The 14,392-nt window shown below is 63.6% G+C and carries 17 protein-coding genes; 12 read left to right on the top strand and 5 right to left on the bottom strand.

The window, feature by feature from the left end; genetic code table 11:
• Nucleotides 1-2: 2 nt before the first annotated feature.
• Nucleotides 3-242 carry a DUF3717 domain-containing protein gene (locus CSQ93_RS21065; protein ID WP_099379725.1) on the bottom strand — a complete coding sequence of 80 codons (240 nt, stop codon included), beginning with the start codon at nucleotides 240-242 and terminating at the stop codon, nucleotides 3-5.
• Between the two features lie 134 nt (nucleotides 243-376).
• Between CSQ93_RS21065 and CSQ93_RS21060 the strand changes: the two genes are divergently transcribed.
• From CSQ93_RS21060 to CSQ93_RS21025, 8 genes are all read left to right on the top strand, one after another.
• Nucleotides 377-1,315, top strand: coding sequence for a hydrogen peroxide-inducible genes activator (locus CSQ93_RS21060; protein WP_099379724.1), 939 nt, complete (start codon nucleotides 377-379; stop codon nucleotides 1,313-1,315).
• Nucleotides 1,316-1,392: 77 nt separating this feature from the next.
• Nucleotides 1,393-2,247, top strand: a complete 855-nt coding sequence (ubiA, locus tag CSQ93_RS21055) for a 4-hydroxybenzoate octaprenyltransferase (RefSeq protein ID WP_099379723.1) — start codon at nucleotides 1,393-1,395, stop codon at nucleotides 2,245-2,247.
• Between the two features lie 108 nt (nucleotides 2,248-2,355).
• Nucleotides 2,356-2,712 carry a glycine zipper domain-containing protein gene (locus tag CSQ93_RS21050; RefSeq protein ID WP_046683402.1) on the top strand — a complete coding sequence of 119 codons (357 nt, stop codon included), beginning with the start codon at nucleotides 2,356-2,358 and terminating at the stop codon, nucleotides 2,710-2,712.
• A 45-nt stretch (nucleotides 2,713-2,757) separates the two neighbouring features.
• A complete protein-coding gene (locus CSQ93_RS21045) occupies nucleotides 2,758-3,144 on the top strand; it encodes a phage holin family protein (RefSeq protein WP_046683403.1) in 387 nt (128 codons plus the stop codon).
• Entirely contained in the window at nucleotides 3,141-3,488 is a 348-nt protein-coding gene (locus tag CSQ93_RS21040; protein ID WP_099379722.1) for a hypothetical protein, read from the top strand. Before CSQ93_RS21045 ends, CSQ93_RS21040 begins: the two co-directional genes overlap by 4 nt.
• A gap of 89 nt (nucleotides 3,489-3,577) precedes the next feature.
• Nucleotides 3,578-4,135 carry a DUF3455 domain-containing protein gene (locus CSQ93_RS21035; RefSeq protein WP_099379721.1) on the top strand — a complete coding sequence of 186 codons (558 nt, stop codon included), beginning with the start codon at nucleotides 3,578-3,580 and terminating at the stop codon, nucleotides 4,133-4,135.
• Between the two features lie 91 nt (nucleotides 4,136-4,226).
• Nucleotides 4,227-4,784, top strand: a complete 558-nt coding sequence (locus tag CSQ93_RS21030) for a sigma-70 family RNA polymerase sigma factor (RefSeq protein ID WP_199534471.1) — start codon at nucleotides 4,227-4,229, stop codon at nucleotides 4,782-4,784.
• Nucleotides 4,781-5,497, top strand: coding sequence for an anti-sigma factor (locus tag CSQ93_RS21025; RefSeq protein ID WP_099379719.1), 717 nt, complete (start codon nucleotides 4,781-4,783; stop codon nucleotides 5,495-5,497). Before CSQ93_RS21030 ends, CSQ93_RS21025 begins: the two co-directional genes overlap by 4 nt.
• On the opposite strand, the gene proC is transcribed toward CSQ93_RS21025, so the two are convergent.
• Both proC and CSQ93_RS21015 read right to left on the bottom strand, forming a co-directional pair.
• A complete protein-coding gene (gene proC / locus CSQ93_RS21020; protein ID WP_099379718.1) occupies nucleotides 5,498-6,328 on the bottom strand; it encodes a pyrroline-5-carboxylate reductase in 831 nt (276 codons plus the stop codon).
• A 16-nt stretch (nucleotides 6,329-6,344) separates the two neighbouring features.
• Complete coding sequence (locus CSQ93_RS21015; RefSeq protein WP_099379717.1) at nucleotides 6,345-7,046, bottom strand: YggS family pyridoxal phosphate-dependent enzyme; 702 nt, start codon at nucleotides 7,044-7,046, stop codon at nucleotides 6,345-6,347.
• Nucleotides 7,047-7,116: 70 nt separating this feature from the next.
• On the opposite strand from CSQ93_RS21015, the gene CSQ93_RS21010 reads away from it, so the two are divergent.
• The 4 genes from CSQ93_RS21010 (at nucleotide 7,117) to CSQ93_RS20995 (ending at nucleotide 12,087) form a co-directional block, all read left to right on the top strand.
• A complete protein-coding gene (locus tag CSQ93_RS21010) occupies nucleotides 7,117-8,160 on the top strand; it encodes a type IV pilus twitching motility protein PilT (RefSeq protein WP_099379716.1) in 1,044 nt (347 codons plus the stop codon).
• 3 nt (nucleotides 8,161-8,163) lie between these two features.
• Nucleotides 8,164-9,303 carry a PilT/PilU family type 4a pilus ATPase gene (locus tag CSQ93_RS21005; protein WP_442778342.1) on the top strand — a complete coding sequence of 380 codons (1,140 nt, stop codon included), beginning with the start codon at nucleotides 8,164-8,166 and terminating at the stop codon, nucleotides 9,301-9,303.
• Between the two features lies 1 nt (nucleotide 9,304).
• Nucleotides 9,305-9,790, top strand: a complete 486-nt coding sequence (locus CSQ93_RS21000) for a glutathione peroxidase (protein WP_099379715.1) — start codon at nucleotides 9,305-9,307, stop codon at nucleotides 9,788-9,790.
• Nucleotides 9,791-9,975: 185 nt separating this feature from the next.
• Nucleotides 9,976-12,087: a putative bifunctional diguanylate cyclase/phosphodiesterase gene (locus CSQ93_RS20995; protein WP_099379714.1), complete on the top strand. Its 2,112-nt coding sequence runs from the start codon at nucleotides 9,976-9,978 to the stop codon at nucleotides 12,085-12,087.
• Here the strand turns inward: CSQ93_RS20995 and glcF are convergent.
• The gene (glcF, locus tag CSQ93_RS20990; RefSeq protein ID WP_099379713.1) at nucleotides 12,080-13,309 is read right to left on the bottom strand and encodes a glycolate oxidase subunit GlcF; all 1,230 of its coding nucleotides are present in this window, start codon (nucleotides 13,307-13,309) and stop codon (nucleotides 12,080-12,082) included. The two genes, CSQ93_RS20995 and glcF, sit on opposite strands and share 8 nt — an antisense overlap.
• A 6-nt stretch (nucleotides 13,310-13,315) precedes the next feature.
• Nucleotides 13,316-14,386 (bottom strand): glycolate oxidase subunit GlcE, encoded by a 1,071-nt coding sequence (gene glcE, locus CSQ93_RS20985; RefSeq protein WP_099379712.1) that lies wholly within the window; start codon nucleotides 14,384-14,386, stop codon nucleotides 13,316-13,318.
• Between the last annotated feature and the right edge of the window lie 6 nt (nucleotides 14,387-14,392).

Below are 14,392 nucleotides of genomic sequence, written 5' to 3'. Positions count from 1 at the left end.
GCTCAGGCGTGGCTATCGCCTTGGATGCCGCCGGCATCGCGGCGCCAGGCGTCGATCAAGGCCAGGATGGCCGGCTCCAGGCCCTCTTCGGCGATGCGATCTTGCCGGTAGTAAATCATCAGCGCATACACGCCGGCCAGGCGGCTGACGGGCGGCGACAGCGCGTATTCATTGCCGCGCGCCGGTTGCCTGGCACGCCAATAATTGATTGCCGCTTCCAGCGCCTGCATCTGCAATTCCATCGCCGTCTCCCTTCGCTGCCCGGTCCCGCATTATAGGGGGCGATCCGCTACAATACGCCATCGGCGCCACAGTTTCACGTTTGCGCCACCTTTCATTCATTGCAAGTAAGCACTTCCTGTGTTTCAATCAACCTATGACACTGACTGAACTGAAATATATCGTTGCAGTCGCGCGAGCGAAGCACTTCGGCCATGCCGCCGAAGCCTGCTTCGTTGCCCAGCCCACCCTGTCAGTGGCCATCAAGAAACTCGAAGACGAATTGGGCGTGGTCCTGTTCGAACGGGGCGGCGCGGAAATCTCCGTCACGCCCCTGGGCGCGCAGATCATTGCGCAAGCCGAGCGCGTGCTGGAACAGACGGCCGCCATCAAGGAACTCGCCAAGCAGAACAAGGACCCGCTGGCCGGCCCCCTGCGCCTGGGCGTGATCTACACGATCGGCCCCTACCTGCTGCCGCCCCTGGTCAAGGCCATGATAGACCAGGTACCGCAGATGCCCTTGATCTTGCAGGAAAACTTCACGGTTCGCCTGCTCGAATTGCTGCGCCAGGGCGAGCTGGACGTGGCCATCATGGCCCTGCCCCTGCCCGACCATGGCATGGCCATGCAGGAACTGTATGACGAACCGTTCGTCGTCGCCATGCCGCGCCAGCATCCGTGGACGGCGCGCGAGAAAATCGCCGCGCAAGACTTGAAATCGGAAACCATGCTGCTGCTGGGCAATGGTCACTGTTTCCGCGACCAGGTGCTGGAAGTGTGCCCCGAAATGGCGCGTTTTTCCTCGCCCGGCAACGGCATGCAGCGCACCTTCGAAGGTTCCTCGCTGGAAACTATCCGCCACATGGTGGCCAGCGGCATCGGCCTGACGGTCTTGCCGCGCGCCTCCGTCGCCAATATGCACGCCACCGACGGCATGCTCGAATACCGGCCCTTCGCCGCCCCCGTGCCATCGCGCCGGGTGGTCATGCTGTGGCGCAAGAGTTTTACGCGCAAGGCCGCCATCGACGCCCTGTGCGCGGCCATCGCCAGCTGCAACTTGCCTGGAATAACGCCGCTCTGCGAAGACGACGACTAGCGCCCCAGGCGCAAAATAGTACATTTACATACTATTTGCGATAATCGACCTTTCTCTTCAACAAGATCGAGTCTTCCATGAACAAGCTGGCGCTGTATTTCCGCCTGATACGGCTGGACAAGCCTATCGGTACCGTATTGCTGCTGTGGCCGACCCTGTGCGCGCTGTGGCTGGCGCAGCAGGGCGTGCCGGACTGGCGGCTGCTACTCATCTTCACTCTTGGCACTTTCCTGATGCGCTCGGCTGGCTGCGCCATCAACGACTACGCGGACCAGGATATCGACAAATTCGTCAAGCGCACGGCCGAGCGCCCCATCACCAGCGGACGCATCAGCGGCAAGGAAGCGCTGGCCGTGGCCGGCGTGCTGACCGTGCTGGCCTTTTGCCTGATCCTGCCCTTGAATGCGCTGACCAAGCAGCTGTCCGTGGCCGCCGTCATCATCGCCGGCACCTATCCCTACTTCAAGCGCTTCTTTGCCATCCCGCAAGCGTATCTGGGTATCGCCTTCGGTTTCGGCATCCCCATGGGCTTTGCCGCCATCACGGATGCCGTGCCCGTCGTCGCCTGGCTGCTGCTGCTGGGCAATGTCTTCTGGGCCGTGGCCTACGATACGGAATACGCGATGGTCGACCGCGATGACGACTTAAAAATCGGCATCAAGACGTCAGCCATCACCTTTGGCCGCTACGACGTGGCCATCGTCATGTTCTGCTATGCCGTTTTCCTGCTGCTGTGGCTGGCCTGCGGCTGGTATCTGGGCTTGCGTTACTGGTTCGTCGCGGGCCTGGTAGTTGCGGCCGGTTGCGCCGTTTACCACTACACCCTGATCCGCGCACGCGAGCGTATGCCGTGTTTTGCGGCATTCCGGCATAATAACTGGCTAGGAGCGGCGGTGTTTGCGGGCGTGGCACTGGACTTTGCTTTCCGTTAAGCAATGACCCTTGCGCCGCAGTAGCCCTTGAGGCGGCGCAAGACTAGCCTGGCCGCAGTTGCCTACACTGGTATTTCACTGTGCAGTTTCACTTCCATGAGGTAATACATGAGCTCGATACATACCGGAAAATCCAGCAGCGACAGCATCCTCGCCGACGCCGACAAGGCCCGCGACAAACTGGTCGGCGACTTGAAAACCGTCATCAATGAAGCGGAAGGCTGGCTCGATGGCGCCAAGGATCAGACGGGCGAGAATGTCAAAGCCGTCAAGGACAAGTTCATCGCCACGCTGGAAACGGCCAAGAAAGACTTGATCAAGCTGGAAGAAGACTTGCTCGAACGTACCAAGAAGGCGGCCAAGGCCACCGACGAATACGTGCAGGACAATCCCTGGAAAGCCGTGGGCGCGGGCGCCGTCGTCGGCGTGCTGTTCGGCCTGCTGCTTTCCTCGTCACGCCGCTAGACAGTACCGACGGCCTTGGCCGTCTCCTGACGCGAAAGGCAGCATATGGCTATCGTGCACCATGTCGCCCAAGTCGCAGCGACCCTCGCCGCCATCGTCCAGACCCGTCTGGCCCTGGCGGCCGTGGAAATGGAAGAAGAGTCGCTGCGCTTCCTGTCCTATCTGGCGCTGGCCATGCTGGCACTGCTGTGCCTGTTTGTCGGCCTCGTATTGATCGTGTTCCTCGTCATCGTGCTGTTCTGGGATACGCACCGCATCGCCGCCATCGCCATCACGGCCGCCGTCTTCATCGTCGCCGCCATCGCCACCCTGCTGGGCGTACGCGCCAGTTTCCGCAGCAAGCCGAAACTGCTGTCCTTCACACTTTCCGAACTGAACAAAGACCTGGACGAGCTGCAATTGCTGGCGCGCCGGGGATCGGAGCGGCCATGACCACGCATCCCACCAAGTTGTCGCATGTGCACACGGCCGCCAGCCTGGCGCAGCGGCGCGACGCCCTGCTGGCCGAATGCGCGCTGCAGCGGCTGGCCCTGGGCGTGCAGACGCGCCAGTTGCTGGAACCGCTCACGGGCGGCAATCTGCGCCACACCCTGGCCACGCGCTTCAAAATTCCCCTGATGATAGGGGGCGCCGTGCTGGGCTTGCTGCTGGTGCGCCCGCGCCGTTTCCTGCCGCTGCTGCGGGCCAGCGGCGCGCTGCTCAAGCATGCCACCACCGCCCTGCCCGTCGTGATGGCGCTGATGCAGCGTTTCCGCAAGAAAGAAACGCCGGACTAAAATATTTTCAGCTGGCTGCATCCAAATGGCAGACCCATGTGTAGTAATGGTATCAACCAGCCGGTTGAGCCAACTACCAGGAGTTCGCCATGCTTGCCTTCACCGCCCCACGCCACGCCATTCCCGCCCTCACTGTGCTGGGCGCCGCCCTGCTGCTGAGCGCCTGCGCCCCCATGAGCGCACGCTATTCGCAGGAACAATTGCCGAACGCCGTCAAGGTGCCCGATGGCCACCAGGTTGCCATGCAAACGGTGGGCGTGGGCAAGATCGCCTACGAATGCAAGGCCAAGAAAGACATGACGGGCCATGAATGGGTCTTCGTGGGACCGGACGCGGCCTTGAACGACCGCAACGGCATGCAAGTCGGCACCTATGTCGGCCCACCGGCCACCTGGGCCAACCTGGACGGCTCGAAAGTGACGGCAACACAAGTGGCCGTGGCGCCGGCCGGCGCGGGCAACATTCCGTATCAGTTGGTGAAAGCCAACCCTGCCACGGGCAGCGGCGCCATGCAGGGTGTCAGCTACATCCAGCGCGTAGCCACCAGCGGCGGCGTGGCACCAAGCAGCCCCTGCGGCATGGAGTCCATCGGCGCCAGGCAATGGGTACCCTACCAGGCTGACTATATCTTTTGGAAAGCCGCATAAGTCAGTGAAAACGACGGTTGGCAAGCCGGTTTCTGGCCTATACTCGGTCTTGAAAACTTGCTAACCGTCAACTCCAACGATTGCGCCGACCTTGCCAACCCTAGCCACTCCGTTCGATTACGATGCCGCCCTGCGCGCCTGCGCCAGGGGCGAGCAGCAGGCATTGCATGGCCTGTACCAGCAGGAAAGCCGCTACCTGCTGGGCGTGGCCCTGCGCATCGTGCGCCAGCGGGCTCTGGCCGAAGACGTGCTGCACGACGCCTTCCTGAATATCTGGCGCCGCGCCAGCAGTTTCGACGCCACGCGCGGCAGCGGCAAGGGCTGGATCTATGTGGTGGTGCGACACCAGGCGCTGAACGTGGCGCGCGCCCGCGCCCATGAAGTATCGGCCGACGAGGATAGCGTGGAAACCCTGCTGCACCAACGCCACGGCGACGACGCCGGCGACGCCTACGCCCTTCAGGCGAACATGGGCAAGCTGCACGATTGCCTGGGCCACCTGGACGAATCCAAGCGCAACAGCATCCTGTATGCCTACGTCGATGGCTGTTCCCACAGTGAAATCGCGCAGCGCCTGCAAGCGCCGCTGGGAACCGTCAAGGCCTGGGTCAAGCGGGGCCTGACCGCCTTGCGGGAGTGCATGGGATGATCAACAGCGACGAGGAATTGCACAGGCTGGCCAGCGAGTACGTGCTGGGCACATTGGAACTGGCCGAGCGCGCGGAAGTGGAACAGCGCCTGCCGCGCGACGCTGCCTTGCGCGATGCCATCGATGCCTGGGAACAGCGTTTGCTGCCCTTGACGACCCTGGCGCCGCCCGAAACACCCTCCGCCCAGCTATGGCCGCGCATCAGCGCCAGCCTGTTCACGCCGAAAGCCGTGCGGCAAGTGGGCGGCTGGCAAGCGTGGTGGAACAGCCTGGCCTTCTGGCGAGTATTGGCCGGTGGCGGCCTCGCAGCCACGGCCGCGCTGGCCGTGCTGGTCACGGTGCAGCTGCAGGCGCCAGGCGGCCCCGGCTATCTGGTGGTGCTGGTGGCGCCGCAGGACCAGTCGCCGGGCTGGATCGTGCAGGCGGGCGGACGCGGCGGCAAGAACCGCGACCTGAGCCTGATCCCGCTGGGGCCGACCACCGTGCCGCAGCAAAAAGCCCTGCAATTCTGGACCAAGGGAAAGGACTGGGGTGCGCCTGTCTCGCTGGGCCTGGTCAAGCCGGGGCAAAGCCTCAAGTTGACCCTGGACAAGCTGCCGCCGCTGCAGCCCGATCAACTGTTTGAAATCACGCTGGAGCCGGCAACCGGTTCGCCGACGGGCCGGCCGACGGGGCCGATCCTGTATATCGGCCGCGCCGTCAAGGTGATCTGATTACCTGGACAACTCGTCGCCCATCTCGCGCCCGCGCTGCGCGGCCGCCTTGATGCCCTTGACGATGGCCGCCTTCACGCCGCTCTCTTCCATGCTGGTGAGCGCCGCATACGTTGTGCCGCCTTTCGACGTGACCCTCTCGCGCAGCAAGGACACGGGTTCGCTGGAGTTCGCCGCCAGCTGCGCCGCGCCCGTAAACGTGGCAATCGCCAGTTGCGTGCCTTGCTCGGGCGTCAAGCCCAGCTCGGCGGCCGCCTGCTGCATCGCTTCGATAAAGTAAAACACATAGGCGGGACCGCTGCCGGACACAGCCGTCACTGGGTCGATCTTGGCTTCGTCATCGAGCCAGACGGTCTGGCCGACGGCGCGCAGGATGGCGTCCGCCGTCTTTTTCTGTTCTTCGCTGACGCCATCGCTGGCCACCATGCCCGTGATGCCCATGCCGATCAGGGCCGGCGTGTTCGGCATGCAGCGCACGATGGCGGGATAATCGCCGAGCCAGCGCGACAGGTCTTGCGCGCGAATGCCGGCAGCGATCGACAGGATCAATGGCGCCCGTTCCCCGTCGAGGAAAGGCAGCAACTGCGCCGCCACCTCACGCATGCTTTGCGGCTTCACGGCCAGCACGATCACGTCCACGCCGCGCAGCGCGTCGCTGACGGAGGTCGCCGTCGTCACGCCGAATTGCGCCTGCAGTTTTTCCAGCGCGGGCGCATGCGGGTCGATCACGTGGATGTTGCCGCCCAGGGTCAGCTTGCCGGCCAGGCCGGCGATCAGGGCTGCCGCCATGTTGCCGCCGCCCACAAAGGCGATATTCAATTCTGTCGTCATGCTTGTTCTCTCTTCATCAGGAATAGTTGCGGGAACCGAAAATGGCGCTGCCCACGCGCACGATGGTGGCGCCTTCCAGCACGGCGGCGCGCAAGTCGGCCGACATGCCCATCGACAGGGTGTCGAGCGCCAGCCCTTCGGCCTTCAATTGTTCGTACAACACGCGCAATTGCGCAAAGGCAGCGCGCTGCAGCGTGATATCCGTTTCCGGTTCGGGAATCGCCATCAGGCCGCGCAAGCGCAAACGCGGCAGCTGCGCCACGGCATGCGCCAGCGCCGGCAAGTCAAATGGCGTCACGCCGCTCTTGCTGGCTTCGCCGCTGATATTGACTTGCAGGCAGATATTCAGGTCCGGCAAGCCGGCCGGGCGCTGCTCGGACAGGCGCACGGCGATCTTTTCCCGCTCCACCGTATGCACCCAGTCAAAATGTTCGGCGATGGGACGCGTCTTGTTGCTCTGGATGGGGCCGATGAAATGCCAAACGGGTGCGCCTTGCGGCAGCGCAAGCTTGACGGCGCTAATCTTGTCGAGCGCTTCCTGCAGGTAGTTTTCGCCAAACGCCGTCTGTCCCGCGCGCATGGCTGCCAGCACGGCGTCCGCGCCGAAGGTTTTCGACACGGCCAGCAGGGTCACGTCGGTCGGGGCGCGCTGCGCGTCAGCGGCGGCCTGCGCAATACTGTCTCGCACGGCTTGCAAGTTCTGTTCGATTGTGGACATAATCATTTTCTAGTGTATAGGGGCGGCGGCACAGTGCGCCAACCCATCAATGCAGGCACAGGGATTATAAATGGACATTTCCGAACTACTCGCTTTCTCCGTCAGCAACAAGGCTTCCGACCTGCACCTGTCCTCCGGCCTGCCGCCGATGATACGGGTCAACGGCGACGTGCGCCGCCTGAACGTGGCGCCGCTCGAGCACAAGGAAGTGCACGGCATGATCTACGACATCATGAACGACAGCCAACGCAAGGCGTATGAAGAAGCGCTGGAATGCGATTTCTCGTTCGAGATTCCCGGCCTGGCCCGCTTCCGCGTCAACGCCTACAACCAGGAACGGGGCGCCTCGGCCGTGCTGCGCACGATTCCGTCGAAAGTGCTGACCCTGGAAGAGCTGAACGCCCCGCGCATCTTCGGCGAGCTGGCCATGCGTCCGCGCGGCCTCGTGCTGGTGACGGGGCCGACGGGTTCCGGCAAGTCGACCACCCTGGCGGCGATGGTGAACCACGTCAACGAGCGCCTGCACCACCATATTCTGACCATCGAAGACCCGATCGAATTCGTGCATGAACCAAAGAAATGCCTGATCAACCAGCGCGAAGTCGGTTCGCACACGCATTCTTTCAGCAATGCGCTGCGCTCGGCCTTGCGCGAAGACCCGGACGTGATTTTAGTGGGCGAATTGCGCGACCTGGAAACCATCCGCCTGGCGCTGACGGCCGCCGAGACGGGCCACCTCGTGTTCGGCACCCTGCACACCTCGTCGGCGGCGAAATCGATCGACCGCATCATCGACGTCTTCCCCGCCGAGGAAAAGGAAATGGTGCGCGCCATGCTGTCCGAATCCTTGCAAGCCGTCATTTCGCAAAATTTGCTCAAAACCAAGGATGGCGCGGGCCGCGTAGCCGCGCATGAAATCATGCTGGCCACGCCGGCCGTGCGCAACCTGATCCGCGAAGCGAAAGTGGCGCAAATGTATTCGGCCATCCAGACGGGCAGCAATGTGGGCATGCAAACGCTGGACCAGTGCCTTTCCGACCTGGTGCGGCGCGGCATGATCTCGGCGGAAACGGCCCGCTCGGCCGCCAAGTCGCCTGAAAACTTCCCCGGATAAGCCATGCAGACGACGCACGAACACTATGGCGCCATGCACGCGCTGCTGGCGCAGATGCGCGCACGGGGCGGCTCCGACCTGTTCATCACGGCCGGCTTTCCTGCCGCCATCAAGCTCGACGGCAAGCTGACGCCGCTGGCCGGCGGCGCGTTAACCGCGCAGCAGGCGGCCGGCTATGTGCACGCCGTCATGAACGAACGCCAGGCGGCCGAGTTTGAATCCAGCCGCGAAGCCAATTTCGCCATCAGCCCGGAGGGACTCGGGCGTTTCCGCGTGTCCGCCTTCGTGCAGATGGGCCAGGCAGGCATGGTCTTGCGATTGATCAATACCGCCATTCCCACCCTCGATGGGCTCGGTTTGCCCGCCATCCTGCAAGACATCGTGATGAGCAAGCGCGGCCTCGTCATCATGGTGGGCGCCACGGGCTGCGGCAAGTCGACCACCCTGGCGGCCATGGTGGGCCACCGCAACGCGCACAGCCATGGCCACATCATCACCATCGAAGACCCCGTGGAATTCATCCATCCGCACGGCAACTGCATCGTCACCCAGCGCGAAGTGGGCGTCGATACGGACGACTGGGCCACGGCCCTGAAAAACACCTTGCGCCAGGCGCCCGACGTGATCCAGATCGGAGAAATCCGCGACCGCGACACCATGGACCACGCCATCGCGTTCGCCGAGACGGGCCATCTGTGCCTGGCAACCTTGCACGCCAACAACGCCAACCAGGCGCTGGACCGCATCATCAATTTCTTCCCCGAAGAGCGGCGCCAGCAGTTGCTGATGGACCTGTCGCTGAATTTGAAGGGCATGATTTCGCAGCGCCTGATCCCGAACAAGGACGGCGGCGGGCGCAAGGCGGCGCTGGAAATCCTGCTCAACTCGCCGCTGATGAGCGACCTGATCTTCAAGGGCCAGGTACACGAAATCAAGGAATTGATGAAAAAATCGCGCGAGCACGGCATGCAGACGTTCGACCAGGCCCTGTTCGACCTGCACGAAGCGGGCGCCATCAGCTATGAAGACGCGCTGCGCAATGCGGACTCCGTCAACGACCTGCGCCTGACGATCAAGCTCAAGGGCGCCACGGTGCCGGAACCAGCCCCGCAAGCGGGCGCCACCAAACTGGGACTCCTCTGACATGACCAGCATCCACGATTTCCAGGCCGAAGCACTGGACGGCACGCCGGTCGACCTGGCGCGCTACAAGGGCAAGGTGCTGCTGATCGTCAATACGGCCAGCGCCTGCGGTTTCACGCCGCAATACCAGGGGCTCGAAACGCTGTACCGCGAATTCCACGAGCAGGGCCTGGTCGTGCTGGGTTTTCCCTGCAATCAATTCCGCCAGCAGGAACCGGGTTCGAATGAGGAGATCGGCGCCTTTTGCGAAAAAAACTTCGGCGTCACCTTTCCCCTGTTTGCCAAAGTCGACGTGAATGGCCCGCATGCCCATCCCGTATTTGAGCAATTAAAACAGGCGGCGCCCGGCATATTGGGCACGCAATCGATCAAATGGAATTTCACCAAGTTTTTAGTGCGCAAGGATGGCAGCGTATTTCGCCGCTACGCGACGGCCAGCAAACCGGCCAGCCTGGCGGCCGACATACGGCAGTTGCTACAAGAGTAGAAACGAAATACTTTGATTTAAGACAACAATCATGCGAAATCCATAAAACCGTATTTATTTCATGCTTGATATCAATATTGTGTTTCAAATAGCAAATATCGGTGATAATGTTTACATAATTATTCGCAGATATCGATCATAAAACGATGCCAGTCTTTGGGAAAATATTATCTTCTTGGATGCGGATGGGCAGTTATCCCCGCCTCTTCATCCCTATTACCTTCCTGATACTCGCCGTTTCCGCCGTTCGCTATCACGCCCTGCTCGGTACGGAAACGGCGCTGGCCAATGCGCGCTACCAGAGCGACGCGCGGCAACTCGACCTGTTCCTGGCCAATAGCGTGCTGCCGCTGGCCGTGCACACGGACCGGCATGCGACGCACGACAGCGTGCGGCAGGCGCTGCGCAGCGCCTTGCCGCTGAACCGCAGCCTCGTTTCCGCGCGCTGGGATACGGCTGGCGCGCATGTCGAAGTGCTGGCCGACAACAAGCCGGGCGACACGCTGGCCGACGGCGTGCCGGCGTGGTTTGCGCGCCTGGCGGGCATGGCGGCCATCCGCAGCCGCCTGACGGTGGCGCTGCCTGACGGCGGAGACGGCATCCTCGACCTGCACTACACGCCCGGACGGTCCCTGGCGCAGGTGTGGCAAAGGGTGCTCGAGCAGGCCGTCCTCAGCAGCATCAATATCGTCCTCGTCTTCCTCCTGCTGGGCTTGATCCTGGCGTCGCACCGCAAGCTGCTGGCGCGCTTCGTGCAAGCGACCGACCATTTTCGTGATGGCAATTTCGCCGTGCGCCTGGCGGCTGGCGCCACGCCCGAGGCGCAAGCCGTGTCGCAATCGTTCAACGGCATGGCCGGCGATATCGAAGGACTGCTGACTTCGCTGAAAACCAGCCAGCGCCAGCTGGGCGAACAGCTGAACGAAACCGTGCACATGCAGCAGGCGCTGCAAAAGCTGTCGTGGCAAAACTACAATGACGTGCTGACGGGCTTGCCCAACCGTGCCGCGCTGGCCGCCCGCTTCGAGCAGGAACTGTTCCTGGCGCGCGAACGCCAGCGCCTGCTGGCCGTCTGCCTGTTCGACCTCGACCACTTCCAGTCCATCAACGACCGCTATGGCGCCGAGGCCGGCGATGAAATCCTCAAGCAGGTGGCCGGCCGCCTGCACGGCTTTACGGGCCAGGTCCATTACGCGGCGCGCCTGGGCGGCGATGAATTCGTCATGCTGCTGTGCGGTCAGGCCAGCATCGCCAGCATCGAACAAAACATCACGCAATTGATGCAGGAACTGAGCCGCCCCTACCAGTGCGACCAGCAGGCGCTGCACATGACGGCCAGCGCCGGCATCGCCGTCTACGCGGGCAAGGACTTGAATACGGAAAGCCTGCTGCGCCACGCCGACCACGCCGTCTACCAGGCGAAACTGACGGGGCGCAACCAGTACCACTTCTTCGACACCAACCTCGATGAGGAGGTGCGCACGCACCACAACCAGCGCACGGAAGTGCGCCAGGCCCTGATCAATGGCGAACTGCGGCTGTACTACCAGCCCAAGGTGAACATGCGCGCCGGCACGGTGGTGGGCATGGAAGCGCTGCTGCGCTGGCAGCATCCGCGCCGCGGCGTGCTGGCGCCCGCGCAATTCCTGCCGCTGGTGGAGCAAACGGATTTGATCATCGACATCGGCGAATGGGTGCTGCGCCAGGCCCTGTGGCAGATGCAGCGCTGGGTGGCTTGCGGCAAGCACTGGGTCGTCAGCGTGAATATCGCGGCGCGCCACTTCCAGCAACCGGATTTCGTCTCGCGCCTGGAAACCATCCTCGGCGAATTTCCCGGCGTGCGCGCCAGCATGCTGGAACTGGAAATCCTCGAATCGTCGGCGCTGCACGACATCGAAGACGTGCGCCGCATCATCCGCGCCTGCCAGGCGCTGGGCATCACGTTTGCGCTCGACGATTTCGGCACCGGCTACTCGTCGATGTCATATTTAAAACGCCTGCCGGCGAATATCGTCAAGATCGACCAGAGCTTCGTGCGCAACATGCTCAACGACCGCGACGACCTGCACCTGGTGCGCGCCGTCATCGGCCTGGCCCGTTCCTTCAGCTTGACGGTGATCGCCGAAGGCGTGGAAAGCGTCGAGCATGGCGCGCGCCTGATCCAGCTGGGCTGCGACCTGGCGCAAGGCTACGGCATCGCCCGCCCCATGCCGGCAGACGCCGTGCTGGAATGGGCTGCCAACTTCGTGCCAGCCCCCCAATGGCGCATTGCGCAGTACAGCGAAGCGCCTATTTGATCGGAGACAAAGCTGAATCAATCAGCTCGATCCAGTGCCGCACGGGCGTCTCCGTGCCCGACTGCAAATGACTCAGGCAGCCGATATTGGCCGACACGATCATCTCCGGCTCGCACGCTTCCAGGTTCGCCACCTTGTTGTCGCGCAGCTGCTGCGACAGTGCCGGCTGCAGGATCGAATACGTGCCGGCAGAACCGCAGCACAGATGGCTATCGGCGCACAGGCGCACATCGACGCCAACGGCGCGCAGCACCTGCTCCACCTTGCCACGGATTTGCTGGCCGTGCTGCAGGGTGCAGGGCGGGTGATACGCCACTTTTTTGCCGATGCGCCCTTTCAGCAACGCCACCAGCTCGTTTTCAAACGCCGGCATGATCTCGGACAAATCGCGCGTCAGCGCCGCGATGCGCCGCGCCTTGTCCGCATACTGTGCATCGTTCGCCAGCAGATGGCCATATTCCTTCACCGTGGCGCCGCAGCCGGACGCCGTCATGACGATGGCTTCGGCACTTTCCACGTATGGCCACCAGGCGTCGATATTGCGACGCATGTCGTCCAGCGCCGCGTCCTGGTCGTTCAGGTGATGGCGCAGCGCGCCGCAGCAACCGGCCTTGGGCGCGACGATCAATTGCACGCCGAGCGCATCGAGCACGCGCGCCGTGGCCGCGTTGATGTTCGGCGACATGGCCGGCTGCACGCAACCGTCGAGCAGCAGCATGCTGCGCGCATGCTGGCGCGCGGGCCATGCACCGGCGGCGGCGCCCGGACGCAATTTATCCTGCAAGCTTTTCGAGAGGAGCGGGCGCAGCGCCTGCCCCGCCTTGTACACGGGCGTAAACAGCCAGCGGCGCGGCAAGGCTTCCTTCAGGGCGAAGCGCAGCGCGCGCTCGCGCAAGGGGCGCTGCACGCGCTGCTCGACGACGTTGCGGCCGATGTCGACCAAACGCCCGTACTGCACCCCCGAGGGACAGGTCGATTCGCAGTTGCGGCAGGTCAGGCAGCGGTCCAGGTGGGTCTGCGTCTTGGCCGTGACGGGCGCGCCCTCCAATACCTGCTTGATCAGGTAGATGCGTCCGCGCGGGCCATCGAGTTCGTCGCCCAGCAGCTGGTAGGTGGGACAGGTGGCCGTGCAAAAGCCGCAATGCACGCAGGCGCGCAAAATGGCTTCGGCTTCGTCGCCTGCCGGCGTATTCTTGATGAAATCGGCGAGATTGGTTTGCATGCGCGCTCAATACATTCTGTGCGGGTTGAAGATGCCGGCAGGGTCGAACGCCTGCCGCAGGCGCTGGTGGATGGTGGCAATGGCCGGCGCCAGCGGGTGGAACACGCCCACGGCCTTGTCGTCGCCGCGAAACAGCGTGGCGTGGCCGCCGGCGGCCGCCACGGCCTGGCGGATGTGCCGCGCGCAGTCGGCATCGGCGTCGCCATCGAGCTTGAGCCAGCGCTGGGCCCCGCCCCACTCGATCAACTGGCGCCCCTTTAAAATCATGGCGCTGGCGTGCGGCGGCAGAGATAAGCGCCACAGACTGCCCGCGCCCGCGAAGAATGTGTGCGTCTGCTCGCGCACGGCCAGCCAGAAGGCGGCCGCGTCATCGGCTGCCAGCAGCTCGCCCCCCAGCGATTGCAGGGCCGCCGACACGGCCGCCTCGGCGCCGGACAGGCGCACCGTCAACACGCCATCGTGCCAGCAGCTGGCCGATATCGGCAGCGGCTTGCCCGCCCATTCATTGAGCATGCGCAAGGCGGCGATTTCCGCGCACGGCAAGCGGAACGTCGCTTCGCGCAGCGGCAAGGGCAGCACCTTCAGCGACACTTCCAGGATCAGGCCCAGTGTCCCCAGGGACCCCGCCAGCAGGCGCGAGACATCGTAGCCGGCCACGTTCTTCATCACTTGCCCGCCAAACGCCAGGCGTTCGCCATGGCCATCCATCAGCACGGCGCCCAGCACAAAATCCCGTAACGCGCCCGCGCTGGCCCGGCGCGGGCCGGACAAGGCGCTGGCGACGACGCCGCCCACCGTGGCGCCGGGGCCGAAGTGCGGCGGCTCGAAGGCCAGCATCTGGTTGCGGGCGGCCAGCGCCGCCTCGATCTGCGCCAGCGGCGTGCCGCAGCGGGCCGTGATCACCAGCTCCGTCGGTTCATAGTCGATGATGCCCGCATACGCGCGCGTATCGAGCACCTCGCCGTCGAACCGCTGGCCATACCAGTCTTTCGTGCCCCCGCCGCGCAGGCGCAAGGGGCTGCCCGCCGCGCTGGCCACCAGGATCTGCTGCCTGAATTGTTCCACGATTGCTTGCAAAGGAGT

This window comes from Janthinobacterium sp. BJB426 (assembly GCF_002735705.1).
Classification (GTDB): domain Bacteria; phylum Pseudomonadota; class Gammaproteobacteria; order Burkholderiales; family Burkholderiaceae_D; genus Janthinobacterium.
The sequence above is the reverse complement of the archived record's forward strand: the minus strand, read 5'-3'. Positions and strand labels throughout refer to the sequence as shown.